The organism is Polyangium sorediatum, from assembly GCF_029946465.1.
Classification (GTDB): Bacteria; Myxococcota_A; Polyangia; order Polyangiales; family Polyangiaceae; genus Polyangium; species Polyangium fumosum.
Genome location: NZ_JARZHI010000024.1, coordinates 24608 through 51480 on the forward strand (window position 1 = coordinate 24608; position 26873 = coordinate 51480).

Annotated in this window: 14 protein-coding genes; 8 read left to right on the forward strand and 6 right to left on the reverse strand. The window is 70.6% G+C overall.

The window, feature by feature from the left end; all coding sequences use genetic code 11:
• Window positions 1–133: 133 nt before the first annotated feature.
• The 3 genes from QHF89_RS25360 to QHF89_RS25370 all read right to left on the reverse strand — a co-directional run bounded on the left by QHF89_RS25360 (window position 134) and on the right by QHF89_RS25370 (window position 4581).
• Window positions 134–1066 (reverse strand): LysR family transcriptional regulator, encoded by a 933-nt coding sequence (locus QHF89_RS25360; RefSeq protein WP_136969126.1) that lies wholly within the window; start codon window positions 1064–1066, stop codon window positions 134–136.
• 83 nt (window positions 1067–1149) lie between these two features.
• Window positions 1150–2733: a hypothetical protein gene (locus tag QHF89_RS25365; protein ID WP_136969127.1), complete on the reverse strand. Its 1584-nt coding sequence runs from the start codon at window positions 2731–2733 to the stop codon at window positions 1150–1152.
• 288 nt (window positions 2734–3021) lie between these two features.
• On the reverse strand, window positions 3022–4581 hold the full coding sequence (locus QHF89_RS25370; RefSeq protein WP_284720921.1) for an FG-GAP repeat protein: 1560 nt from the start codon (window positions 4579–4581) through the stop codon (window positions 3022–3024).
• Between the two features lie 117 nt (window positions 4582–4698).
• Here QHF89_RS25370 and QHF89_RS50220 point away from each other — a divergent pair, with 117 nt between their 5' ends.
• Complete coding sequence (locus QHF89_RS50220; RefSeq protein WP_136969129.1) at window positions 4699–5028, forward strand: DUF7677 family protein; 330 nt, start codon at window positions 4699–4701, stop codon at window positions 5026–5028.
• Window positions 5029–5039: 11 nt separating this feature from the next.
• Window positions 5040–5432 (forward strand): hypothetical protein, encoded by a 393-nt coding sequence (locus QHF89_RS25375; RefSeq protein ID WP_136932028.1) that lies wholly within the window; start codon window positions 5040–5042, stop codon window positions 5430–5432.
• Between the two features lie 217 nt (window positions 5433–5649).
• Here QHF89_RS25375 and QHF89_RS25380 read toward each other — a convergent pair whose 3' ends face one another.
• The gene (locus QHF89_RS25380; RefSeq protein ID WP_136932029.1) at window positions 5650–5940 is read right to left on the reverse strand and encodes a hypothetical protein; all 291 of its coding nucleotides are present in this window, start codon (window positions 5938–5940) and stop codon (window positions 5650–5652) included.
• 636 nt (window positions 5941–6576) lie between these two features.
• Window positions 6577–7608: a hypothetical protein gene (locus QHF89_RS25385; protein ID WP_136969130.1), complete on the reverse strand. Its 1032-nt coding sequence runs from the start codon at window positions 7606–7608 to the stop codon at window positions 6577–6579.
• 256 nt (window positions 7609–7864) lie between these two features.
• Between QHF89_RS25385 and QHF89_RS25390 the strand changes: the two genes are divergently transcribed.
• Both QHF89_RS25390 and QHF89_RS25395 read left to right on the forward strand, forming a co-directional pair.
• A complete protein-coding gene (locus QHF89_RS25390; RefSeq protein ID WP_136969131.1) occupies window positions 7865–8545 on the forward strand; it encodes a family 16 glycosylhydrolase in 681 nt (226 codons plus the stop codon).
• A gap of 207 nt (window positions 8546–8752) precedes the next feature.
• The gene (locus tag QHF89_RS25395) at window positions 8753–10837 is read left to right on the forward strand and encodes a hypothetical protein (RefSeq protein WP_136969132.1); all 2085 of its coding nucleotides are present in this window, start codon (window positions 8753–8755) and stop codon (window positions 10835–10837) included.
• Between the two features lie 583 nt (window positions 10838–11420).
• Here QHF89_RS25395 and QHF89_RS25400 read toward each other — a convergent pair.
• The gene (locus QHF89_RS25400; RefSeq protein WP_136969133.1) at window positions 11421–15797 is read right to left on the reverse strand and encodes a tetratricopeptide repeat protein; all 4377 of its coding nucleotides are present in this window, start codon (window positions 15795–15797) and stop codon (window positions 11421–11423) included.
• Between the two features lie 182 nt (window positions 15798–15979).
• Here QHF89_RS25400 and QHF89_RS25405 point away from each other — a divergent pair, with 182 nt between their 5' ends.
• The 4 genes from QHF89_RS25405 (at window position 15980) to QHF89_RS25420 (ending at window position 26872) form a co-directional block, all read left to right on the forward strand.
• Complete coding sequence (locus QHF89_RS25405) at window positions 15980–16558, forward strand: peptidylprolyl isomerase (RefSeq protein WP_136932035.1); 579 nt, start codon at window positions 15980–15982, stop codon at window positions 16556–16558.
• Window positions 16559–16585: 27 nt separating this feature from the next.
• Window positions 16586–16882 carry a polyhydroxyalkanoic acid system family protein gene (locus QHF89_RS25410; protein ID WP_136932036.1) on the forward strand — a complete coding sequence of 99 codons (297 nt, stop codon included), beginning with the start codon at window positions 16586–16588 and terminating at the stop codon, window positions 16880–16882.
• A gap of 208 nt (window positions 16883–17090) precedes the next feature.
• On the forward strand, window positions 17091–21833 hold the full coding sequence (locus tag QHF89_RS25415; RefSeq protein WP_284720922.1) for a tetratricopeptide repeat protein: 4743 nt from the start codon (window positions 17091–17093) through the stop codon (window positions 21831–21833).
• 32 nt (window positions 21834–21865) lie between these two features.
• Window positions 21866–26872, forward strand: a complete 5007-nt coding sequence (locus QHF89_RS25420) for a tetratricopeptide repeat protein (RefSeq protein ID WP_136969134.1) — start codon at window positions 21866–21868, stop codon at window positions 26870–26872.
• The last annotated feature ends 1 nt before the right edge of the window (window position 26873 follow it).

Here is a 26873-nt window from a genome sequence, read left to right on the forward strand (position 1 = left end):
ACGCTCGCTGGGCGCGCCGACGACCGCCGTGTCGCCTCGCCGTCGAGACGGACGAGCGCCCATTCACCGTCATCGGCTTTGCCGTGCGCCCTCCCAAGCCCGCGCGCGCCGCGGAGGGCAAGGAGACAGCCGGCTAGCGCGACGATACGGGCCCCGGCTTGCGCCCGGTGGAGGAGCGAGGCGCCGAGCGCAGCGCCTTGCCGTGGGCGACCAGCGCGTCCTTGAGGCGCATCGCCCCGCGCGTCTTGTGCAGGTCGCCGCGGTAGACGAGATGGATCGCATCGTCGAAATGGGGGAGGTCTGGGTGCAGCCGCACGAGGCCCTCGCCCGCGCCGTAGGCAGCGACGCGCCTCGGCAGGATGCCGATGCCAATCCCCTCGAGGACGAGCGTCTTGACGAGCTCGAAGTCGCCGCACGAAAGCTCGCGCTCTGCGACGACACCCTCGCCCTCGAGCTGAATGATGAGCGCTTGGCTCTCGGTGACCCGCTTCGCATGCACGAGGGGGCCGCGCCGGATGCGGTCATACGCGACAGAGAGTGTACGGGCCGGGCTTTCGGCTGTGAAAAAGTCCACCGCGTCTTCGAACATCCGGACGAGCACGAGGTCCGGGTGAGGCGAAGGGTTCACCACCACCCCGAAATGGACCTCGCGGGCGACGACGGCGTCGCGCACGCCGGCCGACGAGCCGTTCCACAAGGTGAGCTCGATCCCTGGCGCCTCGACCAGAAAGCTCTGCATGAATGCAGGGAGGAAATAGGCGCCGAGCGACTCATGGCAGCCGACGACGAAGCGCCCGGTCTCCTCCTCCTCCAGGCCGCGGATGCGCTGCTCTGTGCGCGCGACCATGGCGAGGATGTCGTCGACGTCGCGGGCGAGCGCGAGGCCCGTCTCGGTGAGGGCGACGCCACTGCGTCCGCGGTGCAGGAGCGTCGTGCCCAGCTCACGCTCGAGGCGCTGCATCGCGAGCGTCAAGCTCGGCTGGCTCACGCCGAGGCTGCGCGCGGCGGCCGTAATGCTCCCGCGGCGCGCAACCTCTTGAAAGGACCGAAGAAGGTAGAAGTCCACGCGTCATCATCGGCGTCCAGGTGAACAATGCAAGCACCCAGATCGTTCGAGATGCCCAGCGCGCCCCTCGACCCTCGCCTCGGTTACTCGACCTGCCAGTCGGTGATCGTCGTCGGGAGCACGCGCCACACGTCCTCGCCCAGATCGTTCGTCACGCTCTCGCCCCCCGAGTAGATGACGTTATGCTCCTGGTACCCCACCGAGCCGAAGTCGCAGGGCGAGAGCACCACCCCCGCGCCCGGCACCGACTTCACTTGTTGGTTCTCGGGCATCACGATGTCCTGGTCGAGGTTCAGACAGAGGCCGGTCGCCAGGTGAATGAAGTACCCATTGGGATGGTGACCCCAGCTCTGGCGCGAAGGCGGCGCCGCGGGGCTCCCGTCGAGATTCGGCTCCGGCGGCGCCACCTCCTCGCAGGGCCCGCTCGAGAGGACGCCTGCGTCGTCCGCCTGGAGGCAGACCTTCTGGCCGAGGCTGTAGAGCTGGCCGGTCGTGGGGATGAGCCCAAAGAGGAGGTCGGCGTTCGACACGTCGTCGTCCGCCCCGCATACCGGCACCGAGAACGTCCCCTCGGGGCTGGCGCTGAGGCAGACCCTGGGCGAAAGGGCGCTCGTGACGACATTACGGTAGTTGTTGCGCCCCGACTCCAGCTTGAACGCAGGGGCCTGGGTGTTGAACAACGCGTTCTTGAACGCCAGGTAGTTGCTGTCGATGACGGTGTTTTGCTTCGTGCGGAGATCACGAAACTTGTTGCGCGCCTCGAGGAAGAACTGATTGCGCCGGTCGAACCGGTTGCTGCATCCGTTGGGTTGAAAGGCGCTCCTTTCGCAGTACCAGTCGACGAGCACCACCGTGTCGCTGCCGTTCGTCACCTTGGTGTCGATCCAGAATCGATTGCCGTTGAAGTAGTAACTCCGCTTCAGCGTCTGCCCGCGCGTCACGAACCGGGTCTCGTGCCCGACGAGGATGTCGATCGACGCCTGCCGCTCGCTCGCGAGCATATCTTCGAGGTTGTCGCGCTCGGGTCCAGGCTCGCGCAGCTCATAGGCCAGTTGGTACATGCCGAGCTTGAGCGAAGCGAACTGCACGTAGACCGGGAGAATCGGCCAGTTGAGATTCGCGGTGTCTGCCTCCAGGAAGACCGCGTGAATGGCGAGGTTCTCGAGGTCCTTGGAGAGCTGCGCCCGCTGGGCCACGGTGAGCGCGTCGATGTCCACGAGCTCGTCCTGGTAGGGCTCGAGGAGGCGGAGCAACGTGTCGGCGGACTGGACGAGCTGCTTTCGCAGGGCCTCGTCGACCACCTGGCCGCTGATGGACGTGATCTGGGCGCGGATCTGATCCATCGTCAGGAATTCGGCCTGGTTCTGGGAGCAGCGACCCGACTGGAGCGCGGCGAGGAGGGAGATCCCCGCGCTCGCGGCGTTGCCAACGCCCGGGATGTAGGTGGCCATCAGGCCGGCGGCGCGCCAGATGTTCTTCGCTCGATCCGAGCAGTTGTTGGGGAGGAGGGCCAAGCTCGCCTCGTCGGTGGCCTCGATCGCGTCCGCGCGCTCGTCGTCGACGCCCGGGCCGTCGACGCAGCCGACCACGCCGGCGAGAAGCGCGCCCAGGCCGAAGAGCCGCGCGGTCTTGGAGAACGCGCGGGAGGAGGTCTTGCTGTGGTTCATCGTTGCTCCTTGGACAGGTTAGGGAAGGACAGGTAGGGAAAGCCGCCGCTGGCTCTCCGTTGCTCCAGCGACCCCTCCACAATGCGTCTTCGCAGAGACTCGAGAAACCCCGCGAATTCGCATCCCTCCCATAGGCGCAACGAATGACCTTCGTGGACCCGGAAGGCCGAGCCCGGCCGCGAACCGCGCCCCGCCAGGTCAGCGAAGCGTTTCTCGCAGGGGATGGGCTTCGTGCGCGAGGGCAAATGGGGTGACTGGTGATCGCTGCATGGCTCCCGCAGCGTGAAGCTAGAACGTCGAGCCGTCGCCCCGCCGCACAAGGCTCCGGGAGCGCGCACGCCGCTGACTCCCGGCGAGGATCACCCCTCCCAGCACGAGCAACCATGCTGCCCCGCCGCCTCGCTCCGCGCCGGCCATCCGGCAGCCGCAGCCGCTCTCTTCCGTCGACGGAGCGCCGCCGGCACCGCCCATTCCGCCGGCACCACCTGCGCCGCCGGCACCACCCATTCCACCGGCACCACCCATTCCACCGGCACCACCCATTCCGCCGGCGCCGCCCATTCCGCCGGACCCGCCCATTCCGCCGGACCCGCCCATTCCGCCGGACCCGCCCATCTCCATCGCGAACACGTACGCCGCGCCCGAGGAGCCGCCTTTTTCTGCATCGCTGGGCGCGCCGACGACCGCCGTGTCGCCGTCGAGACGGCAAGACCAGCCGAACCTGTTCTCCACCGCCACCGCGTCCGAGGCCGTGAGCTTGTTCGCCTCGGTCCAAACGCCGCCGCTCCTCTCGAAGACGTACGCCGATCCCGGCTGCGTCACGGCCGTCTTCATCGTGGGGGTACCGATGAGCACCCTGTCTCCCTGCACCGCGACGCCCCACCCGAACTGCGCCCTCTCCTGCGCGTCGCTCGCGACGAGCTTCTGCTGCTGGCTCCACGTGACGCCATTGCGGACGAAGACATACGCCGCGCCGGCCCACGTCCCCTTCTCGCTGTCGCCGATGGCGCCCACGACCGCCGTATCGCCGTCGATGGCGACCGAATACCCGAAGTTTTGCCCCACCGTCGGATCGGACGGGAAGACCTTTTGTTGCTCCGTCCAGGTCGCGCCGCTGCGCACATAGAGATAGGCCGAGCCACCATCGACGCTCATCGTGGGATCCGCGAATGCCGCGAGGATGGCCGTGTCGCCGGAGAGGTCGACGGCATTGCCGAAATGCGTCGTGACGTGATCGGCCGGCGCGATCTTCTGCTGAAGCGACCAGGTCGAGCCGCTCTGGGTATACACGAAACCTCCGCTGCCCTCGCCCCCCAGAAGGATCGTCGTCCCGCTGATGGCCACGGTAGCGGCGTAGCTGCCGAGGGTCGCCGGAGGTGGCAAGAGCTTCTGCTGCATCGTATAGACGCCCCCGCTCCGGGCGTATACATAGGCCGAGCCTTTGTTCAGCCCGTTGTCGTCGTCGGAGGAGGCGCTGATGATCGCGATATCACCGTCCACGTCGACCGCGTGGCCGAAATAGTCGTCGGGCTGCCCGTCGTCGGGGGAGAGCGCCTGCGTCGGGGCGAAGGAGCCTCCCGCTCGAACGAAGACCTGCGCCACGCCGGATCGGCTCCCCTTGAGGTCGGCCTCTTCCGCGCCGACGATGATGACATCACCGGAGAGGCCGATCGCTTGCGCGGCGAGATCGCCGACCATCGGGTTCTCGAGGAAGAGTTTCTGCTGCTGGGTCCAGTTGAACTGCGCCACGGGGACGGGGGACGCCAGGGCGCGCGTGCCTCCGAAGGAAAGAAGGGCCCCGACGAGGAGCACGAGCGGGCGCCGACGCAGCATCGATGAAATGGGCATGCCGTTCATGGAGCCGTATATAACAGAGTCGGACGCATTGTCAGAATCGAAACGCCCACCTCCGCACGAACGACGCTCCCCTCGCCGCCGACCTTTGCGGCCGGGCGCGCCCTCGAAATGACGTACGCGCTCTTCGTCAACGTGCTCGAGCGAGACGAGGAGAGCGTCGTACGCAATGCAAAGCAGGCGGAGAACCGCGCCGCCCAGTGCATCCGGAGCTACGTGGACGCGGCGTACGTCGTGGAGCCACCCTTCGAGGATTGGGAGACGAACTTGTACGGAAGGGGTGGAGCGGCGCCCGGCGCGCGATTTGTTCCGAGGTGTCGCCGCGCCCGTTCAAGGGCGGCACGCTCGACGCCTGATCCACTGCGCCATTCGTCCCGCCGTTCGCGCCGCCGCGATCTCCCCGCGGCATCGTCGTTGACCGCGACGCGCGCGTGCTGCTAGGTATGCCACGCATGATCAAGACGTGGCTCCTCGTGCTCCTCCCGACGGTACTCGCGTGTTCGAGCAACCCTGTGTCCACCGTGCGCATGGGTGGGGTGTTTCCGCCGCGGCCAGCGGACTGCGCGCTCGAGCTGCGCACGGGCAACATGACCCAGGAGCTCCTAGCCAGCTACGACGCCGTGGGCACGGTCAACGTCCAGGGCGAGAGCGGCGAAGCGCCGAACGACCCACGGATTCTCTCGCTGCTCAAGCCCGAGGCGTGCGCGCTCGGCGGCGAGGTCGTGCTCATCAACACGTCGGCAAACGTCGCGTACCAAGGGACGACCAGGACTGAATCCCGTCACAGCTACTTGGTGTTCCGCAAGAAGACCGAGGGCGAGAAGCCACAGAGCCAGTCCTTCTGAGCACGGAGCCTGAACGCATTGGGCCCTGTGGCCGTGCAGCATGCACGCGGCACAGGTAGCGGGGGCGAATCCGTCCCCGTGCCACGCGCCTCATGGCAGGCACGCAGCTTCTCGGCAAATCCGCAGGCTCGCCGACTACGTTCTCGAAGGGGCGGGATGGTGGATCAGGCGTGCCTGGAGATGCACAGGCGCGTGGATGGGGCGGGGCCTTTGCAGATTACTTGATCCGCTCGATTCGCGAATGGTCTGGGTTGGCCCACTTGTACGTCGCCTGGAGCGTCACCTTGTCGGTTTCGATGGCCTCGACGCAGTAGAACGTGTCCTTGAAGAGCTGACAATCCCCGACGTTCATCGTGAACCCGAGGGGCGGGAGATAGTCCTTCGACCAATTCTTCTCGAACAGGTCCGACTCCGGTAAGCCTCCGCAATTGTAATTGAGAGCCGCGAACGGCTCGTAGCCATCGTCACGGATGGTGATCTGAATGAGGCGGATGTTGCATCCACTCACGTGGGCCACCTCATCGTATCGCAGGACGAGTTGATGGGACGCATTTCGTTCGCATCCGCAGAACAATGCGAGCAGTCCGCCCACGAGGATGGCTGCGAGTCCGGGTTTGAACGAGTCACCTGCACGACTCGAAGTTCCATGATTTGCAATCATCGCAGCTCCTGAACACACTGTTACAGCAATCTGCACAGCTTCCTGGGGCATGACGCTGGGCGCAGCCGTTGAAGCAGTTGTCTCGTTGCACGGCACATTCGTCTGGATCCGTGCACGGTGGTCGCCTGCTGGGCTCGTCAACGCACCCCTCCACGAGGACCGCAACACAGAAGAGTGCAAGAAAGGTTTGCATGTCCCGTATATCGGCTTACGCCACCCCCGGGAGCCTTGTCAACATCCTACGACCACCGCGCGCATCCGATCGATTCTGCTCTCGTCGTCCTGACCATCGATCGCATCTTCGTAAGTACTCGAAACTGTTGAGCCCGACTCTGGTGATCGAGCTAAGAGTTTTGCGTACTTAGCGAGATGAGACCACAGGTCAGCCGCGCCTGCACTCCGCAGAATGCGCGCCTCGGGGAGAGGACGACATCGGCCCCAGGGAGGACGGTGGCGTCCTGGAAATCGGCCGAAGGCCAAGGGTCATTCGACGACCACGAGATTGAACATCTCGTAGTAGGTGCCCGCCGTGACCCCGAGCGTCGCGGGTCCGAGTTCCTTCCCGGAGAGCGTCACGCAGCCCGGCGTCGTCCAGGGCTGCACATCCCACGGTGCGTCCTCCTCCGACGGCAGCGCCGGAGGCTCGATCGAGACGGTCTCGCCCGGCGAGAACTGCCACGTCGCCCCGACGACCGTGGTCTTCTCCAAGGCTGCGCGGAAGCAGATCTGCGTGCCGGGCGCTCCGCGCTTGATCGCGATGGGGTGCCCCTCCTCCGGGGCCGCCGGGGATCGCAGGACGATGCCGTCGACCGACGAGGCGACATCAACGGCGGCCAAGAAGGGACGGCCGCCCGCCCGCATCGTGAGCATCACCCGGTTCTGGGAGGCGGCCACCACCGTGACCTGGAAAAGATCCCACGCATGCCGCACGACATCGGCCGCGTGGGCGCGCACCTCGAGCCCCTCGTCGACGAGCTGTTGGTCGTTCCGGTCCAAGAGCAAAACCCCGAGCGACGCCGGGCTCCCGGCGAGCACCTTCCAGCGCGCGACGTCCGCATTCTCGTCCTGAAGCTCCCGCGGGAGCAGGGCGACACGCGCGATGGGCGCGACCTTGATCTTGTACCTGTCGAGCAGCTTGTTCGTCCCCGGCTCGAGCAGACGCAGCAAGGCGCGGCCCTCGGAGACACCTCGCAGGACGACCGTGGCGGGGCCACTCGATTCGATCGCGGCAACCCTGGAATCGATGAGCATCGCGTCGAAGCCAGCCACGTAGAGATCATAAGGCGGCTCCGGGTAGCGGATGGATAACGTCTGCGTGCCCCCGAGGGCCGTGGCGAGTCCTCCGCCCTTCGTATCGCTGAATGCATGCGCGCCAATGAATGCCAGGCCCGTCGGCGTCCGCTCCGAGCAGGTCTCCCCGGGCGGGCACGTGCCGCTCCCACGCGCTCGGTCCCCGATCTGTTCATCACATGCCACGAGCGACATCCCCGCGAAGATCAAACCCAGGGAGATCATCCATCGACGCTCCGCGTCCCCTCTCGGCCTTCTCGATTGTCGGGTCATCGTCGGTTTCCCCCTCGTGTGTGGTCCCCTCGCGCCGCGCCGGGCGCATTCGCGCCGCCGCACGGTCTCGTCAAGACCGTACGTGGAGCCGCTCGCTTGGGGCCGCAAGTCGACCGGCTGAAGCAAGGGCTTCGGCCATTCGAAAGCCGGGCAGCCGGAGGCCCGGGTCCCCTCCCCTCCCTCCCTCCCCGCGCCTACACTCCGCAGGATGCGCGCCCCCCTCGTCCTCTGCTCGGCCGCCCTCGCCGCGGCTTGCTCCCCGGCTCCCGCTCCACGAACCGACTTCCCCGATTCACCCCAAGGCGACCTCGCCCCCACGAACGAGAGCAAGCTCCCCCGACGCGCCACGCGCGGCGGCATCGAATACGAGCTCTCGTGGTTGGATGATTTCGAGCAGGGGCTCGGTCCCTCGACGCTCGGGGACTGGACCTTTGGCTCGAACCTCGCCTGGCTCCATCCCTCGAACGTCCGCACCAGCGAGGGCGCCCTCGATCTGTGGCTCACCGCGCGCGGCGACACCGTCATCGACTCGGATCGCACGATTCTGGGCGCGGAATACGCTCGGACCGGCGCACAGAAGTTCGGGCGGTTCCTCACGCGCATGCGCCCCACTGCCCGCCCGGGTATGATCGCCTCGTTCTTCACCGCCTTCTACCAGTTCGACGCCAGCGACTCGAAGCTGCTCGAGACCGCCGAGATCGACATCGAGTTCGTCGGCGGGACCAAAGCCGTGCAGTTCGCGCTCCACTGGGTGGACGATGGCGGGACGAAGCACCAAACGGAGAAGAGGGTGGACCTCGACTTCGATGCTTCCGCCGATTTCCACACCTGGGAGATCGTCGTGCACGGGAGAACGGAGGGAGCGCGCGAGCCCCTTCGGGCGATGTAGGTCGCAATGACCACCGCGCATTCGCCCTCGCCCATTCTCGGCGGTTCCACGCGACGTGACTTCGGAGCTTTGGCCGTCACCTCGTGAGAAGCCATCGAGCCACACCTCGATGGCTTTACGGCTCAGGCCAGGGTGTGATACAGCACAGCCATCGTGCCGGAATTACATTCTCTTCGCACCTCGCGCCGGGCACTATGGCTCGCGGCCTTGTCCAGCGTGCTTGCGGGTTGCGCGGAGAGCCGTCCGCTCCTCGCCGCTGGGGACCGCGCGTTCTCCGAGCATGCCTACGCCCAGGCGCTCGCGAACTACGATGCGGCGGCGGCCAAAATCGAGCCCGAGGACGATGCGATCCAAGAGATCGCAGCCAAGCAGCACGACACGCTCACGCAGCTCGTGAACGCCGAGGTGGTCGCGGCGCGAAAGGAGCTCGAGGCGGGGAAGCCGCAAGCTGCGTTCGCGCGGCTCGAGGCCGCAGCCTTGCTCGCGCTCGACCGCAAACGCGCGGAGCTCATTCGCGAGGCGATCACGCCGGTCGGCTCGGCGATCGCGCGGGCATTGTGGCCCGAGGTCGTCGCGAAGGCGAAGCCCGCGTCGTACACCGCCGCCCTGAAACAAGCGAGCCGCCTCCTCCGCCTGGCGGACGAGAAGGAGCTCCGAGAGGACTTTCGCCGAATCCAGGAGAGCGCGCTCGCGTTCCATCACCAGCGCTTGACGGAGATCGACGCCGCGCACCACGGCGCGCGCGCGCTCCACGTCGGCCTCGTGCGAATGTTCGGCGGGAAAGACACCCTCGATAGCGACACGAGCTCCGCGCTGCGCCAGCGCGTTGATGTCGGTTGGACGCTCGGCGGCGACGACTGCAAGCCGATCGCAGCCGCTGCGACAAAGCTCGGCGGGAGCAGTGGCTTGCCGACCGAGATCGAGTTCCGCGCGAAATGCACGACGCGGTCCGAGCCCTACGTCGAGAAGGTGAAGCGCGAAAGGATCTCGTACGAGACGACGAGCCGCCTGGTCGGCGAATCGCGCTGTCAGAGCACCTCGACGTACGTGGGCACGGAGACGAAGACGGTTCGTGAAGACGCGCACTCCCGCTACGTCGAGACGTCACCGATCTACAACACGGGCCAGTCCTGCACGACCGACTATGTCCAGAAGGAAGAGAGTCGGCCCATCACCGAAACCTACTTCGAGGATGAGCACCGCTTGCGCTGGACGCTCGTCATCGAGGGCACGCAGCGCCGCCGCGCCGATGCCTCGTCGGCGAAGCCGATCACGCTGAAGATCCAGGTCGAAGGCGTCGATCCGGACAAGGCCCAGAACTCGCTGCTTATGGGCACGGAGAAGCAACGGCGGGCCGACGAGCTGGCATCGAAGGCGGAAGAAACCCTCCTCGCCGAGCTCGGGCCCCTGTTCACCGCCGTCCGCGAAGCACGCAGCGCCGAGCTCGTGACCCAGGCGCGCACCCACCTCGGGTCCGGCGACGAGGCCGCGGCCGAGGACGCGTTCGCGCTCGCGACCCTCGTTCGCCGCTCGCCGCCCCCCGAGGCGGTCTCCTTCTTCGCGAAGCGCTGGTCGCTCGACGAAGCGGACGTGAAGACCGCCCTCGTCGACGCGCCGCCGAGCAGCGGCGCCGTGCCGCTCGCGCTTCCGCCGCCCGACGGCGACGCGATGCGCGAGCACAACAAGAGAGCCGAGACGGAGGCGTTGATGCGCGCGGCGGCGTCCGCGGGGATGGGCACCTGGCAGATCGGGCTCGCGACGGCGTCTGCGCCCAACGAAGCGACCGTATTCGCGCCGGTGGTCGGCTTCGGAGGGTTCCTCGATGGGGTGTGGAAGGGGAGCGACGTGTTTTACCGGATGCCGCTTCAGGCCCGCGGTGGCTACGTGACGACGAAGGGGTTGATGCTCGACGCCGAGTTCCACGCCGGCATCGGCTACCGCGTCCTCGGGATCGGCCTCCAGCCGCTGCTCGGCGGAGGGATCGCCGGTATCGACACCGCCGACCGCGACAAGAATGCGGGCGTTCGCGTCAGGCTGCATGGCGGGTTCGGCGCGATGCTCGACGTTCAAGTCGCCGCGCCGGTGTGGTTCGCCGTCTGGTGGACGCGCGCCTACCGCTTGCAGGCGGAGGGGAACGCCTCGGATCCGGCCCATGTCGACAACATCGACGCCCGGTTCACGTGGGTCCTCGGGTCGCCGAATGACCCGACGCGCCTCACGATCGGGGGCCGTTACTCGGACTATGACGGCAAAGGAAGTGGCCTCACGGGGCTTGCCGGCTACAGCTTCTGACGTTCCCCGCAGCACCGCCCCGCGGACGCGGCGGCGACGGCGTGGCAGAGGGGCAGGTTGCCGGCAACCACGGGCGACCCTCTCGACAAAGTCCCCAGCCGTTGCCGACGAGCCCGGCGAGCATGTCGACTACCTCCCCGGCCCTTGCCGGCAACCGCAGCGAGCACGTCGACAACCTCCCCGGCCTTGCCGACAAGCCCGGCGAGCACGTCGACTACCTCCCCAGCCTTGCCGACAAGCCCGGCGCGCATGTCGACAACCTCCCCGGCCCTTGCCGACGAGCCCGGCGCGCATGTCGGCAACCTCCCCAGCCCTTGCCGACAAGCCCGGCCGCATATCGGCAACCTCCCCAGCCCTTGCCGACAAGCCCGGCCGCATATCGGCAACCTCCCCAGCCCTTGCCGACAAGCCCGGCGCGCACGTCGACAACCTCCCCAGCCTTGCCGACAAGCCCGGCGCGCATGTCGGCAACCTCCCCAGCCCTTGCCGACGAGCCCGGCGCGCGTGCCTTCGACCTCTCGCACCTCGTTCGCTACCGCTGGGGCCACCGGCTTCTTCTTATGCCGTGGATGCCGCCCCCGCCCTATGGACCGTGCCCCAGCGATACCAACGCCCGCTCCACGTCGGTCCGGTACGCATTGTCCATCGACGCGACCTCCTTGAACCGGAGGTAGCTCTTCACGGCCTTGTCCTTTTGCCCCGTGGCGCGCATCGCCTCGGCGTGGAGGAAATACACATCGGCCTGCCAGTTCTCGGCCGGACCGCCCTTCTGCGCGAGAAGCTCCACGGCCTTGTCGAGCTCCGGCGTGGCCGCGAGCTTGTTCCCGTTTGATTCGAAGATCTTCCCGAGCCGGTAATGCCATTCGGCCACCGAGCCATTGCCGGCGATCGCCTTTTGCCACGCCGTCTGCGCCTCCGGCCAGCGGCCGAGCTCCTGATAACAAAGCGCCATCGTGGCGTGCGCCTCGTGCCGAGAGGGGCGCTTTTGCAAGGCGATCTCCAGGTCGGCCAAAGCGTCGAGCGTGCGACCCTGCTTGTGCGCCAGGACGCCGCGTTGCCAGTACACGTCCGCGAGCTCGCGATCGAGCTCCAAGGCGCGCTTCAAGGCCGCCTCGGCCTTCGGGAACTGGCCGAGGACGTTCGCCGCCCAGCCGACGTAAAGGAAATACTCGGCGCGGTTGCCGTCGATCTCCGTGGCCCGTTCGAGGAAGCGGATCGCCTCGCCTGCGGAGGACGAGCCGCCCTTCAAGAGCAGGGCCCGGCCGAGGAAATGGTTCGCGTCCGCGGAGCCGGCGCGCTCTTTCAAGACCTCGCGCAGGATCGGCTCGGCCTGCGCCGCGTGGCCCGCCATGACCTGCGCCGAGCCGACGCGCATCTTGAGGTCGATGTCCGTCGGCGCCTTCTCCAGCGCCGCCGCATACATCTCCAGCGCGCGCTCGCTCTGGCCCGTCTCCTCGTACAAGAGGCCACGCTCGAGCGAGAGGCCCGGGAACGCCTTGTCGACAGCCGCGATCTGGTCGAAGACCTTTTGCGCGTCCTCGAAAGCGCCCATGCGGCGGAGCGTGATGCCGAGGCGGAACCGCGTGCCGAGGTCGTCCTCTTTGGCGAGCGCAGCCTCGAATTCGGTGCGCGCCTCGGCGTACCGGCCCGCCTGTGAGAAGACCTCGCCCTTCGCGCGGTGGAGCGCCGCGAGGTCGGGGAACTTGGCGCTGGCCTCGGCGAGCTTGGCCTGCGCCTCGTCGTTGCGGCCGGCAGCCGCGAGGATCGAGGCGAGCGCGACGTACGCCTCGACGGCGTCGATCTGCGTGCCGCCGAGCTTGATGGCCTGGAGGTAGAGGGCCTCGGCCTCTTTCTTGTTGCCGAGCGCGTCCTCGGCGCGGCCGAGCCAGTACACGGGGGAGGCAGCGTCGGGCTTGTCGGCGCGGAGCTTTTCGGCGAGCGCCTTCGCGTCCTTGAGGCGTTCGAGCGCGAGGAGGGTCTTCGTCGCGCCGATGCGGGCCGGGATGCTGCTCTCGTCGACACGCGTGGCCTCCTCGAAGCGGAGGAGCGCCTGCGAGAAGCGGCTCGATCGGTAGAAGAGCTCGCCGTCGCCGATGAGCGCGGGGGCGCTGCGCGGGTCGATCTTGAGCGCCGCGGCGAAGGCCTGCTCGGCCGCGGTGATGCGCGAGCGGGCGAGGTGGATGCGGCCGGTTTCGATGTAGGCGTCGACGAGCTCGCGGTCGCTGCCAGAGGCGCGGATGTCGCCCTCGGCCGTGACCTTGCCGAGGATGTCGAGGGCCTCGGTTTCCTTGGCAGGATCGCGGCCGAGGATCGAGGCGAGCAAGGTGCGCGCGCCGGCGTGCTTGGGAGAGGCTTCGAGCGCGGCGCGGGCGCTCTTCTCGGCGGACGCGGCGTCGCCCTTGGCGAGCTCGGCGCGCGCGAGGCCGTAGAGGGAGCGGGCGCCTTTGCGGAGGGTGACGGCGCGTTTCCAGGCGGGGAGCGCGTCGGCGATGGAGCCGGAAGCGAGCTCGATCTCGCCGAGGAGGACGGCGGCGTCGATGTCGTTCGCGTCCGCGTCGAGCGCGTCCTTGGCGAGGCGACGGGCCGGGTCGAGGCGGCCGGCGAGCGCGTGTTGCGCGGCCACGGCGAGGGTGCGCTCGCGGCTCGGGGTCTCGGTCTGGCCGAGGAGCTGCTTGCCGAGGGTCTCGTCGTCGCCGCGGCGGCCATGGCGGAGGCTGCGCGAGAAGGCGACGAACGCCGCATACGCGGCCGTCGGGCGGTGGCGCGGGCGCGAGGCCTGCGCGGCCTTGGCAGCTTCCAGCCCGCGCGCGGCCGCGGCGGCGGTGTCTTCGTCGAGCGTGGCCTGCGTGTTCTTTTCGAGCCCGGTGAGCGCCTCGGCGTGCGCGGAGGCGTTCACGAGATCACTCACCGCATGCACGCCGAACGGGCCGATGTCGGGGAGCAACGCGAGGGCGCCGCCGCCGATCGCGATGAGGACGGCCGCGCCGATGCCATAGACACGGCCACGTCCGCGGGCGCGCTTGTCCCCGGCGGCGGGTTTGGCGAGGCTCTTCGGGGCTTTGTCGCGCTTGCCGAGCGCGTCGAGGTCTTCGGACTCGCCCGGCGCGAGGTCGACCTCGTCGCCGATGCTGGCTCTGCTGTCCGGCGGCGGCGCGGGCTCGTCGGGCTCGTCGGCGGCGTGGAGGGGGGCGCGCGAGGGCGGCGCGCCCACGCTGATCGGGGCGCCCGTCGAGAGGTCCATGTCCGGCTCGCCGAGGGAAAACTCCTCGCCCGGCGCCGAGATGGGGCCCGCGGCGCGCGTGCTCTTCGGCGGCTCGGGCGTGGGCGCCTTGGGCGGAGCGGCGGCCTTGTTCGGCGGAGGATCGGCGAACGCCGCGTCGAAGGCCGCGTCGTCGAGTTCGAAGCCGGTCGTCACGGGCGCAGCAGCGCGCGGCGGGGACACGAGCGGAGCCGCGGGGGAAGGCGGAGGGGCACTCGCGAGGGGGAACTCGAGCTCCCCGAAGTCGCTGTCGCCCGGATCAAAGGCCGCGATCGAGGCGGCCGGCACGGTCGCGCCGGGGTCGAGCTTGCGCGCGGCGCCCGCGGGCGGGGAGAGCGGGGCCTCGAGGTCGGCGAACGAGACGCCGCCGTCGGGCGCAGGCAGATCGATCTCGCCGAAGGCGCCGAGGTCGGGCGCGGGCAGCTCGATCTCGCCGAAGGCGCCGAGGTCGAGCTCGGTGTCGGCCGTGACGGCGGGCAGGTCGAAGCTGCTCAGGGGTTTTGCGCGCATCGGCGCGCGCATCGCGCCGGAGGAGCGGTGCTTCGGGCCGGGCGGGGCCGGCGCGGGGAGATCGGCGGGCTCGTTCTTCACCGGCGCGCGCGCCGGCGCGGGGAGATCGATCTCGCCGAAGCCCTTCGCCGCAGGCGGCGCGGGGCGCGCGGCGGGGGGCCGCGCCGCCGCAGGGAGATCGATCTCGCCGAAGCCCTTCGCCGCGGGCGGCGCGGGGCGCGCGGGGGACGGCAGATCAAACGCGGGCGTGCTCTTCATCCCGGGACGCGCGGGGCTCGGCAGATCGATCTCCGGCGCGGGCGCGGCCTTCGCCGCAGGACGCGCGGGCGCGGTGAGCTTCTCGTCCGGCTTCGGCGGCGGCGGCTTCGGCGCGGCGGGGCGCGCGGGCGAGGGCAGGTCGATCTCGCCAAAACCCTTCGCCGCGGGGCGCGCGGGCGCGGTCGGTTTGTCGACTGCCTTCGGAGGGCTCGGCGGCGGCGTCCTGGCGGCGGCCGCACGTGCGGGCGAAGGCGAGGGCGACGGCGAGGGCAGATCCACTTCGAGCGACGACGTCACCGGGGTCGTCATCTGCCGGACCGTCGGCTTGTTCGGCGACGACGCGGGCATCTCGATCGCCGCGAGCGCCGCGTCCTCCTCCTCTTCATCATCGAGAGGGAACTCGTTCACGACCGCGGGCATCTGCCGCACGGTGGCCTTCGCGGGCATCGGCAGGTCCGCGAGCTCTTCCTCTTCGGCTTCGGGCGCGGGCACGGACGCGGCGTGCATCTGCCGCACGGTGGCCTTCGCGGGCGAGGGAAGGTCGATCTCGCCGAAGCCGGGATCGTCGTCGCGGCTCCACAGCTCGAGCTCCGTGGCCTCGGCGGGCTTCGGCGCGGGCGCGGGCGCCGCAGGCTTCGGCTTGGCGGCGGGGAGCACGGGCGGCTTCGGCGCGAGCGGCGCGGCCGGCGCCTTGCCCGCCGCGGGGCGCGGCATCATCGGCTCGGTGCCCGCCTTCGCGCGCGGCGCGACCGGCGAGGGGAGATCGATCTCCTCGGCGCCTCCGAGGCCCGACGCGGCCTCCGCGGGCTTGCGCACCAAGATGCTGTTGCCGCACTTGGAGCAGCGCATCTTGAGCCCCGTCGCCGGGATCCGTCGTTCCTCCACCTGGTACGGCGACTTACAGGCGTCGCACTCGACCTTGACCATGCTCATGCCTTCGAGGGGCCCTGGGGCGCGCGATGGTTCCGCGTTCGTCACTTCTACCAGGGTTTGAGGCTTCGCGGCTCTTTTGCGACAGAGGACGGCGGCGGGCGCGGGGGCAGCGGGCAGCCGGGCGGCGCAGATTCGTCGCGCGCTTCCGCTGGGCCGGGGAAATGTGCTAACGCGCTCGCCCCATGCAGAAAGCGACCGCCCTCCTCTTCGCCGTGTTGGTCCTCGGGGCCATCGCGCTCGTCGCCGTCCCGCGCGGTCGCAACGCAAACACGTCCACCGAGACGGCCGCCGCCGACGCAGGCGCGCCGAGCGACGCAGGCGCGACGCCGAGCGCCGACGCAGGCGCGGAGCCCTCGGACGCCGGGGCGAGCGGGGAGCCGGAGCCGGGAGGTCCGGTCGACGCAGGCGGGACGCTGCTGCTCACGGGCGAGGCGCCGCCGCCGCTCGCGGGTGAGGCGCCGAAGTCCGTGATCTTCGGGGTGGTGCTCGTGCAGTACAAGGGCGCCCAGGGCGCGCCGCCGAACGCGCGGCCGCGCGAGGAGGCGCTCACGCTCGCCAAGCAGCTCGCCGAGGAGGCGAAGACGGACTTCAAGGCGGCGGTCGCGAAGGGCGACAAGGGCTCGATGGAGAACGCAGGGCGGCTGCCACGCGGAATTTTGGAGCCCGCGCCGGAGTATGTTCTCTTCAGCCTGGCCAAGGGCGCGGTGAGCGAGGTCGTGGACACGCCGCGCGGCTACTGGATCCTGCAGCGGGTCGAGTAAGCCCACGACGCAGAGGGGACGGACGCGATGGCGCAGATCGACATCCTGAAACCCCACGGCATGAGCCAGGACGCGGCGCGTCGGCGCGCGGAAGACCTGGCGCGGCGGCTGGAGCAACGCCGCGGGGTGCGCTGGCGCTGGGAAGGCGACGAGCTCTGTCTGGACGCGCCGAGCGGGCCCGCGAAGGGGACGCGGGGGTCGGTGCGCGTGACCGCGGAGGCCGTGCGGATCCGGGTGGAGCTGCCGCTCCTGCTCCGCGCGATGCGGCCCGTGGTCGAGTCGACGCTGCACGAGAAGCTCGACGCGATGCTCCGCAAGGGCTGAGCGAGCGAGCAGGCACGAGCCTCACCCCCTCCCCTTCCCCCCACGGGACAGGGCGAACTGCGCGGAGGGGCGCAGGATCGTCGCGATCCGTCGCGAGCACGCTTTACTCCCGACGCACCGTTTGGCTAGTCTCCCCACGCAGCATGCAATGGACCAGAAACCCGTCTCCGCGGGAGGCGCGTCGAGCCCAATGACGGTAGAGACACCCATGCCCACGGGGCAGGCCGAGGATGCGGCGGCCTTCCTCAATCGTTTACGGTCCGAGCACGCCGCGCAGGAGGATCAGGCGCTCCAAGCCCTGCTCCTGCACGAGTGTGGCGTCCTCGAGGAGAAGCACGGGGAGGAGCCGTCCGCCGCGCGGGACTACCTCGCGGCGTTCAACGCGGACCCGCAGTTCCGCGAGCCGCTCGAGTCCCTCGTCCGGATCCTGACCCGACGCAAGTCCATCAAGAACCTCGGGAAACTGCTCGAAGCGCTGACACGCGCCTCCGTGACCCCGGAGGAGCGCGCACGCGCGTTCTGGGAGCGCGCCGCGTTCCTGCAGGACTACGAGCAGAATCTTCCGGGCGCGAAAGAAGCGCTCGAAGAGGCCGTCGGCGCGAGCCCCGAGGACCCGACGCCGTGGCTCGAGCTCGAGCTCATCGCGGCGAAGGACGGCGACCTGCCCGGCCGCATGCGCGCCATCGAGGCGCGCGCCGAGCTCGCCAGCGATCCGACGTGGAAGGCGTACCTGTTCATCGAGCTCGCGGAGCTCTCGGCGAAGGCCGGCGATGCGCAGCGCGCCTACGATCTGATCGACGCCGCCGCCGCGCTGGACGGTCAGGGGCAGTTCCGGTCGCAGGTGACGCTCGAATCGATCTCCGCGCGGGAGGACAACCCGACGGCGCTGGCGCGGGCCCTCGAAGGGCAAGCGCAGCTCATCGAGGAGGCCCTCGAAGACGAAGCGCGCGGCGACGCGAGCGGCGTGCCCCGCTTCGCGCGGCGCGCCGAGTACGCAGCCGACGCATGGCTGCGCGCGGCCGAGCTGAAGCGGCGCGCAGGGGATCAAGAGGGCTGGGTGAAGCTGCTCGCGCGGGCCGCCGAGCAACTGCCGCAGTCGTCGGTCATCGCGCGGTCGCGCCTCGCCTCGCTGGAGGCGAACGGCGACGCAAAGGGCGCCGCGGATCTCGCGCGCGCCGAACTCGCGCGGGGCGCCCCGGGCCCGGCCGCAGCAGCGCTCTGGCTGCGCATCGCCGAGGCAGCGATGCTCGACAACGACCGGGACGGCGCGCTCGAAGCGCTGCGCAGCGCGCTCGAAGCGGACCCGGCGTCGATCATGGCGCGCGCGCTCGAGCTCGATCTGCTGAGCGACGCGCAGGATCCGGCGGCGCTCGCGCGCTCCCTCGAAGCGTCGGGCGCGTCGTGCTCGACGAACGAGGCGAAGGCGCGCGCAGAGATCATCGCGGCCTACGTGTGGGCTTGCCAGGCGGGTGACTCGGACGGCGCGAAGGCAGCGCTCGGTCGGGCCGCGGCGCTCGGCACGCCGGCGCCGCTGCTCGCGCGGATCGCCCGCACCCTCGCCTCCGTCCGCGGCGACGCGGCGTGGTACGAGCAGGTGACGGCGGAGCTCGTCGCAAACGGCGCAGAGCAGGGCGAAGACGCGAGCCTCTGGTTCGAGCTCGGCCGGAGCCGCGCGCTCCGCGGCGATGCGGACGGCGCAGCCGAGGCGTTCGCGAAGCTCGCGACGCTCGACGGCGACGCCTCGACGTGGCTCGGCCGCGTGCTCGCGGCGTACGCGCTCGGCGCGAAGAAGGCCGCGCCGGGCGAGGTGATCGCAGTTCGGCCGCTCGCGTCGACGATCGAGGAGCTCGCGAAGGTCGAGACGGACCCGACCCTCGCGCGGGGCCTGTGGGTGGTCGCTGCGCTGCGCAGCACGCGCTCGGGCAACACCGATCAGGCGCGCGCACGGCTGCGCGAGCTGCATGAAGCGGCGCCGTCGGACGAGGTGGTCGCGCTCTTCCTCGCGGAGCTCGAGCGCCGCGCAGGGGACCTCGCGTCCGCGTCGACCATCCTGTCGACGTGCGCGACGATGACCGAGGACATCGAGCTCGGCGCCGCGCTCTACCTGGAAGCCGCGCTTCTCACGTGGCGGATCGGCGATCGGCAGAAGACGATCGAGCTCATCGAACAGGCGCGCGGCAGCGCGTCGAAGGCGGCCGCGGCGCTGCTCGCGTGGGCGCTGCGCGGGGCCGATCCGGACAGCCTCGACGGTCGCCGGCGCGCGCTGCTCACGGCCGCAGAGGCGGGCGCGGATCCGGCGAGCATCGCGATCGAGCGCTTCGGCCTGGAAGTGGGCCAGGGCGAGGCGGGCGATCGCGCCGAGGCGCTCACGGCGCTGGAGACGGCGGAGGCCGAGGGCTCGGGCGACATCACGGTCGCCGCGGGGCTCGCGCGGCTGACGTGGCCCGATGCGCAGAGTGACCGGGCGGCGATCGATCGCGCGCTCGATCGGCTGGAGGATCAGGGCGACGAGGCGACGGCGATCGCCCGCGCCGAGGCGTACCGGCTGGCGCGCGTGGTCGATCAGGATCCGGGCGCGGCGGTGTCGCGCGCGGCGGCCTGGGCGGACGCGGAGCCGAAGCTCTACGCCGCGCTCGAGTGGCTCGGCGCGTCGCTCACCGCGAAGGATCGCGAGGCCGAGGTGGCCGCGCGGCGCGCGGTGGGCTCGTTCCTCGACGACGAGCCGTGGTCGGCGATGGAAGCGTCGGCCGCGCTCGTGGCGATGCTCGATCAGCCGAGCACGCCGCAGCCCTTGCTCGCCGGCACGTCGGACGCGACGCGCCTCGCGAACCTGGAGCTCGCGATGCCCGGCTGCGATCCACGCCGCCGCGCGTTCGCCCTGCAAAACGTGGGCGGGGCGCTCGGCGAGGAGGCGGGGAGCGACGCATCGGCGCTCTCGGGTTGGTCGGAGCTCGCGGCGGGCAACGTGGAGGCGGCGCTCGCCACCTTCCGCGCCTCCGTCGAGCGTCGCCAGGACGACATCGTGTCGTGGGAGGGCGTGCGCGCCGCGAGCGAGGCGCTCGGCGACCACGTCTCCACGGCGCTCGCGCTCGCGCAGCTCGGCGCCCTCAGCAAGGACGACACGCGCGGCGCGGCGTTCTGGGAGTCCGCGGGCATCATCCTGCTCGACCACACCGACGCGCACGACGACGCGGAGATCGCGTTCGCCCGCGCGTTCGATCGGGATCCGAGCCGCAGCGTCGCCTTCGACAAACTCTTCCGCCGCGTACGTTCGCGCAACGAGGACGACAAGCTGCTCGACATCATCGGGCGTCGCCTCGACGTCGCCGACGACGAGGCGGAGATCGGCAAGCTCTTCTGGGAGCGCGCGCGCGTGCTCCGCAAGAAGGGCGATCGCGAAGGCGCGCTCTCGGCGCTCGAGAACGTCACGATGCTCGAGCCCGATCACGTCGGCGCGCTCGCGCTCGCGGGCGAGATCTCGATCACGATGGGCAAGTTCGCCGAGGCGGCGGACCTGCTCGGCCGGCTCTCGGGCATCGGCGAGGCGCCGGCGCAGCAGCGGCTGATGTCCGGCGTCGCGGCGGTGGACATCTACGAGAACAAGCTGAACGCCCCGGAGAAGGCGCTCAAGGTGCTCGTGGGTCTCCACGAGGCGGGCCTGTCCACGCCGCCCGTGCGCGAGCGCCTCGCGCGCGTCGCGGCGAAGACGGGCGCCTGGTCGCGCGCGACGTCGATCCTCGAGCAGCTCATGCAGGAGCGTGAGAAGCGCGAGGGGCGCATGGAGGCCGCGCGGCTCTCGATGGCCATCTGGCGCGACAAGATCAACGAGCCGCTGAAGGCCGAGGCCTCGGTCGTGAAGCTGCTCGACGAGTCGCCGGACGACGGCGAGGCGCTCGATCTCGTGCTCACCACGAGCTACGACGCGTCGCTGCGCCAGCGCCTGCTCGGCCGCGCGAAGTCCGTGCTCGTGCAGAAGCTCTCCGAGGATCCGTGCGATGCCGACCGCGTCGAGCGGCTCGCGAAGATCGCGCAGGCCGGGCAGGACGCGGCGCTCCGGCAAGCGACGCTCGGCTGCCTGGTCTCGCTCGGCCGCGACGACGACGCGATCTCGACGGAGCTCAAACGAATCGACGGTCGCGTCGCGACGCGGCCGCAGATCGTGCTCGACGCGAAGGCCATGGCCGAGATCGCCGATCCGGAGGACAACGGCCCGATCGCGGAGCTCTTCGTGCTCATGGCCGAGACGGTGACGCTCGCGCTCGGCCCGACGCTCGGCTCGCTGAACGTCGGCAAGAAGGAGCGCATCGACTCGCGCGGCGGCCATCCGCTGCGCGTGGCGGTCGCCGAGTGGATGGGCGCGGTGGGCTTCGAGGGTGACTTCGAGCTCTACGTCGGCGGCCCCGAGCCGAAGGGCGTGCACGGCGTCGCCGGCGAGGTGCCCGCGATCGTCATCGGCTCCGGGATCACGGCGCCGCTCGACGCGGCGGCGCGCTCGGCCATCGCGCGGACGGTCTTCGCCCTGCGGCGCGGGATCACCTCGCTCCGCACGCGCGACGAGGCCACGGTCGCGTCCGTGGTCATCGCGGCGTGCAACGAGGTCGACATCAAGGTCCAAAACCCCGGGTACGCGGTCTACGGCGAGATCCAGCGCGCGGTGCACAAGGAGATCTCGCGCAAGATCCGCAAGAGCATCGGCGACGTTTGCCAGAAGGTCGTGGCGAGCAAGCAGGACGCGCGCGCGTGGACGAACGCGGCGCGGCGCAGCCTGGATCGCATGGCGGTGATCGCCGCCGGCGACGTCTCGATCGTGCTGAGCGACACCTTGAACGTGCCGCGGGATCAGCTCGGCTCGGTGGTCACCGAGAACGAGCGCTCGCGTCGCCTTCTCTCGTTCGTGCTTTCCCCCAGCTACCTCGAGCTGCGCAAGAAGCTCGGCATGGGTGTCCGGTGAGCGACGACTCTGGAGCAAAGGATCAAGGCCCCGTGAGCGAGCCCCAAGACGAGATCGACCTCGCAGAGGACGCGATCGTCGACGACGACGATGACGACGCTGCGACCATCATGGCGCACGTGCCCGACGAGCTGATGCAGTCGCTGCGGAACGCCCGCAACGAGCCCGAGATCGGCGAGGCGAGCACGCGCGTCGTGAAAGAAGACACGCGGCACGAGATGCCCACGGTGCCGCCCGAGGAAGACGGGCTGGTGGAGGCCCTCGTCGAGGAAACGAAGGTGCCATCGGCCGTGGAGGAGAGCGCCTACGACGCGGTCACGCCCGCAGGGCCTTCCGTCGAGGAGACGCCGGTGGCCGCGGTCGTGGCCGAGGCGGAGCCCGTGGACGATGTCCCCGTGGCGCCGTCGCGTCGCTCGCGCGCGCCCGTCGCGGGAGCGCCGAAGTTCGACGACGAGCAGGACGCGAGCGCGCACCTCGTGCGCACGCAGCAGCGTGACGCGTGGGCCGAGCGGGCCGCGTGGCTGCGCGCCGAAGCGGAGGCGATGGAGGACAAGGCCGCGCGCGCGCGAGCGCTCGTGGCGGTGTCCGAGATCTACGTGATGGCAGGCGAGGAGCAGACGGCGCGCGCGATCGCAGCCGAGGCGCGCGAGCTCGCGCCGAGCTCTCCGCTCGCGCATCGCCAGATCCGCGGCTTGCTCGCGCGGGATCAGGACTGGCAAGGCACGATCGAGGTGCTCGACACCGAGGCGCGCATCGCGCCGACGCCGGACGCGCGCGCCCACGCGGCCGTGCTCGGCGCCGAGGTCCTGCGGGTCCGCCAGGAGGACGAGGACGGCGCGCAGAAGTACATGGATCTGGCGCAACGCTCGCTCACCTCGGATCCGCGCCCGCACGTGCAGCGCTTCTGCGCGGCGCTCGGCGCGACGGACGACACGTTCACGAGGGTGCGCGCGCCGGAGGCGAACGAGCTCTCGGCGCTGCGCGACGCGTTCACGCAGGTCGCGATCCACCGCGGCGTGGTGCCGCGTGGCCTCCGGGGCGTCGTCTCCGCGTACGACGCGCTCCTTCGTGCGCGCGCGGCGCTCGAAGCGGGCGACGTGTCCCTCGCGGTGTCGAGCCTCGGGCGCCTGCGCAGCACAGCCTCCCTCAAGGGCGGCGCGGGCTGGCTCGCGGGCATGCTCGCGGCCGCGAGCAAAGACACGCGTCCGGGCTCGATCGAAGCCCTGCGCGGCGCGCTCGACGGCACGCACGACGCCGACGCGCGGCGCGCCCTCGCGGCCCGCGCGATCGAGCTCGGCGACGCCGCCGCCGCGCGCGCGGCCGTCGAGGGCAGCGACACGATCGCGTTCTCGGCCGCCGACCGCCTCTCCTTGACGGCGCTCACCGGAGGCTCGCGTGAGCTCTTCGAGCAAGCCGTCGAAGCAGCCGCGGGCGACGATGAGCTCGCGCCGCTGCTCGCCGCGGCGAGCGCGGCCTCCCGTGAGGCCGACGCGCCTTCGACCAGCGTCATCGGCGCAGGCAGCCCGAGCGCGCGCGCCTCCGCGTCGCTCGGCCGCGCCCTCGCCGACGCGCGTCCCGACGGCACATCCCTCGGCGAGAGCGAAGCCCTCGCCGCAGCGATCCTCGGCTACAACGAGTACGCGGCCGACAGCGGCACGGGCCGCGCGCTGAAGCTCGAGCTCGACCTCGAGTCGAAGGCCGGCGCGAGCGTCGCCCGCGCCGTCGCTGCGTGGCGCGGCGCCGACGACGGGGACCGCGACAGCGCGCTCGCGAGCGCGCTCCTCGCCGAGCTGGCGGGCGACGCCGAGCTCGCGGCCGAGGGGTACGATCGCGCGCGTCAGTCCGATCCGGCCCACGAAGGCGCCACGCGCGCTCGCGCGACCGGCGCCGACGCGGCGACCGCGTCGAGCGTCCTCGCCGGCCTCGCGCAGTCGATCGAGCCGGGCACGCGCGCTGCGCTCCTGCTCACGGAGGCGGCGATCCGCTTGCTCGAAGTCGAGGTGCCCGACACCTCGATCGACGACGAGCGCGACAAACTCCTCCGCGGCGCGGCCGAGATCGACGCGCGCCTCCCGCTCTCCGTGCACCTCGGTGAGCGCACGGCGCGCGGCGTGGGCGATCGCGACGGCCTCATCGAGTGGCTCCACCTCCGCCGTCAGGCGAGCGAAGATCCGATCGAGCAGGCCCGCGACTTCGTGCGCGAGGCGCTCATCACGCCGGAAGGCGCCGCGCACGGGGCACGCCTGCTCGCGCAGGCGCTCACGGCGCGGCCCGACGACATCGGCCTGCGGGAGCTCTACGAGCGCCTCTCGCCGGAGCGCCCCGCGGATCGTGCGTCCTGGCGCGCCGAGCGCGCCGCGGCGTCCACCGGCCCCGATGCTGCGCGCTTCTCGCTCGAAGCCGCGCTCGAGTTCGAACGCGACGGCGACCTCGAGAAGGCCGCGGCCCTCGCGCGGCAAGCCATCGCCGCGGGCGAGACGTTGCTCGCGCCGCTCTGCGCGTTCCGCGCGGCGCTCGCGGGCCATGGCACGAGTGATCTCGTCGACGGCCTCTTGCAGTACGCCCGCGCGACAGAGGATGCGGTCGAGCGCCTGCAAGCGTACGAGCGCCTCGCCGAGCTCGACGAGGTCGGTCGTGGCGACGCGGCGAGCGGCCTGCTCTGGCGCCGCACGATCCTCGAAGAGACGCCGACGCACCTGCCGACGCTCCGCCGCGTCGCGAGCGCCCTCATCGCGGGCGGCCGCGACGAGGAACTCGAGCCGGTCGTCTTCACGCTCGCGCGGACGCTCGAAGGCCCCGAGGCGATCGCGCACGCGCACCTCTCCGCGCGCCTTCGTCTCCGCATCCACGGCTGGGACGAGACGCGCGAGCCGGTCGAGATCGCCTATCGCAACGAGCCTCGTGGGCTCTGGGCGCTCCGCCAGATGGCGGCGCATGCCCGCGCGCGTGGCGACGAGGCGACGGCGCTCGAAGTCGATCTCGAACTCGCGAACCGCACCGAGCGCGCCTCCGAGATCGCGACGCTCTCGCTGCGCGCTGCCGAGTCCGCGGCGCGCGCGGGGCAACCCGAGAAGGCGCGCGAGCTGCTCGACAAGGCGATCGAGCTCGTCCCGGGTCACCTCGTGGTGCACCTGGAGCGTGCGCGTGCCCTCGAGCAGAGCGGCGACGCCGTGGGCGCTGCGACCGCGCTCGAAGCTGCCGCGCAGACCAGCGCGACGGCCGAGGAGCGCGTGCGCAACCTCTACCTCGCGGCCGTGCTCTGGGCCGACAAGACGAGCGAGACCGAGCGAGCGCGGAGCGCCTTCGAAAGCGTCTTCGCGGTCGATCCCTCGTACCTCGACGTCTTCCAGCGCTTGCAGACGATCTACGTCGCCAGCGGCGCGCGGGCCGAGCTCGCGGCGCTCCTCGAACGTCGCCTCGATGCCGTCACCGATCCGGCCGAGCGTGTCGAGATGGAGGTTCTTCGTGGCCGCGCGCTCGCCGATGTCGGTGACGCGGCGGCGGCGAAGCAGGCCCTCGCGGCGGCGCTCGATCAGAACCCCGACCACGTCGAGGCTCTGACGGCGTTCGCCGACGTCTGCGCGAAGGAAGACGACTGGGGCGGCGCGGAGCAGGCCTGGATCCGGCTCGCGCGCCTCGTCGCGGAGCCCGAGCGCCAGGCCGAGCTCTACATGCGCCTCGGCGACCTCTACAACGGCCCGCTCCCGAACGCCGAGCGCGCCGAGCTCTCCTACCAGGAGGTCTTGAAGCGCTTCGCGAACAACGAGGCGGCGCGCGAGCGCCTCGTCGACCTCTACAAGAACCTCGGCGATACGGCGAAGGCCCTCGAGCAGCAGACGATCCTCATCAACAACGTCGAGGAGCCCGAGGCGAAGTGCCGCCGCACGACGCAGCTCGCCGAGATCTACGAGGCGATGGGTGACCTCAAGAAGGCCGAGCAGACCTTGCTCCAGGCGCGCAAGACCTGGCCCAAGGACGACGTCGCGCTCGGCTCGCTCGCGAGCTTCTACCAGCGCACGGATCAGGCGCAGGCCGCGAACGTGCTGCTCGACCGTGCCGTCGCCGACGCGCGGCGCGCGCTCGGCACCGGCCGCTTCGAGCCGTACCTCTTCAGCACCGTCGCCACCGTCGCCGACCTGCGCGGCCGGCCCGAGGTCGCGCGCATCGCGCGTGGCAGCGTGTCGGCCCTCGACGGCGGCGCGGTCGAGCTCGCGGGCGCGGGCGTGGCGGCCGCAGACATCTCGCTCGACGAGCTCATCGCTCCCGACGTGATGACGCCTGCGTTCCGCGACCTCTTGCAGCGCACCGGGCCGATGCTCGACACCGCCGTGCCGTTCGACGTCACGTCGGTCCGCGCGACGCCCTTCCCGCCCCCGCAGGCGCACCTCGCCGAGGAGATCAAGGAGCTCGCACGCGCCTACGGGATCGAGGATCTCAAGGTGCTGCAGTCGTCCACGCTCGGCTCGGTGTGCGTCGCGGCGAGCGCGCATCCGCCGACGATCGTGCTCGGCGCGCCGCTCGTGGCCGCGACGAACGAGGCGGTTCGCTCGTTCCTCGTCCACCGCGCGCTCAAGGTCGTCCAGGCGAATGCCACGGCCTTCGCGCGCACCGCGCCGATCGACCTCTGGCCGCTGCTCGCCGCGTATCTCAAGGCGTTGAGCCCTGGGTTTGCCCCGCAAGGCGTCGACCCGGCCAAGCTCAACGATGCCTCGACGCGCGTCGCCAAGGCGCTCCCGGCGAGCCTCGATCCCCAGGTGCGCACGCTCGCGACCGACGTCATCGCCAACATCGGCAACCGCGCCTCGACGCTCAACACCGCGGTGAACGGCTGGGGCGCGCGCGCGGGCCTGCTCGCGGTCGGCGATCCCAACATCGCGCTCACGGGCATCGCCTGGGCCGGCGGCCACACGAACCAGCCTCCGGCCTCCGGCAAGGAGCGCCTCACCTGGATCGGCCGCAACGCCGAGGCGCGCGAGCTCATCGTCTTCTCGGTGAGCGACGCCTACGCCGACGCACGCGCGCGCCTCGGCCTCGACTGAT

Bases quoted from the DNA above. Each gene is read 5' to 3' on its own strand.
- QHF89_RS25365 (WP_136969127.1), bottom strand. From the start codon at position 2,733: ATGAACCACAGCAAGACCTCCTCCCGCGCGTTCTCCAAGACCGCGCGG.
- QHF89_RS25370 (WP_284720921.1), bottom strand. From the start codon at position 4,581: ATGCCCATTTCATCGATGCTGCGTCGGCGCCCGCTCGTGCTCCTCGTC.
- QHF89_RS50220 (WP_136969129.1), top strand. From the start codon at position 4,699: ATGACGTACGCGCTCTTCGTCAACGTGCTCGAGCGAGACGAGGAGAGC.
- QHF89_RS25375 (WP_136932028.1), top strand. From the start codon at position 5,040: ATGATCAAGACGTGGCTCCTCGTGCTCCTCCCGACGGTACTCGCGTGT.
- QHF89_RS25385 (WP_136969130.1), bottom strand. From the start codon at position 7,608: ATGATCTCCCTGGGTTTGATCTTCGCGGGGATGTCGCTCGTGGCATGT.
- QHF89_RS25390 (WP_136969131.1), top strand. From the start codon at position 7,865: ATGCGCGCCCCCCTCGTCCTCTGCTCGGCCGCCCTCGCCGCGGCTTGC.
- QHF89_RS25400 (WP_136969133.1), bottom strand. From the start codon at position 15,797: ATGAGCATGGTCAAGGTCGAGTGCGACGCCTGTAAGTCGCCGTACCAG.
- QHF89_RS25405 (WP_136932035.1), top strand. From the start codon at position 15,980: ATGCAGAAAGCGACCGCCCTCCTCTTCGCCGTGTTGGTCCTCGGGGCC.
- QHF89_RS25410 (WP_136932036.1), top strand. From the start codon at position 16,586: ATGGCGCAGATCGACATCCTGAAACCCCACGGCATGAGCCAGGACGCG.
- QHF89_RS25415 (WP_284720922.1), top strand. From the start codon at position 17,091: ATGCCCACGGGGCAGGCCGAGGATGCGGCGGCCTTCCTCAATCGTTTA.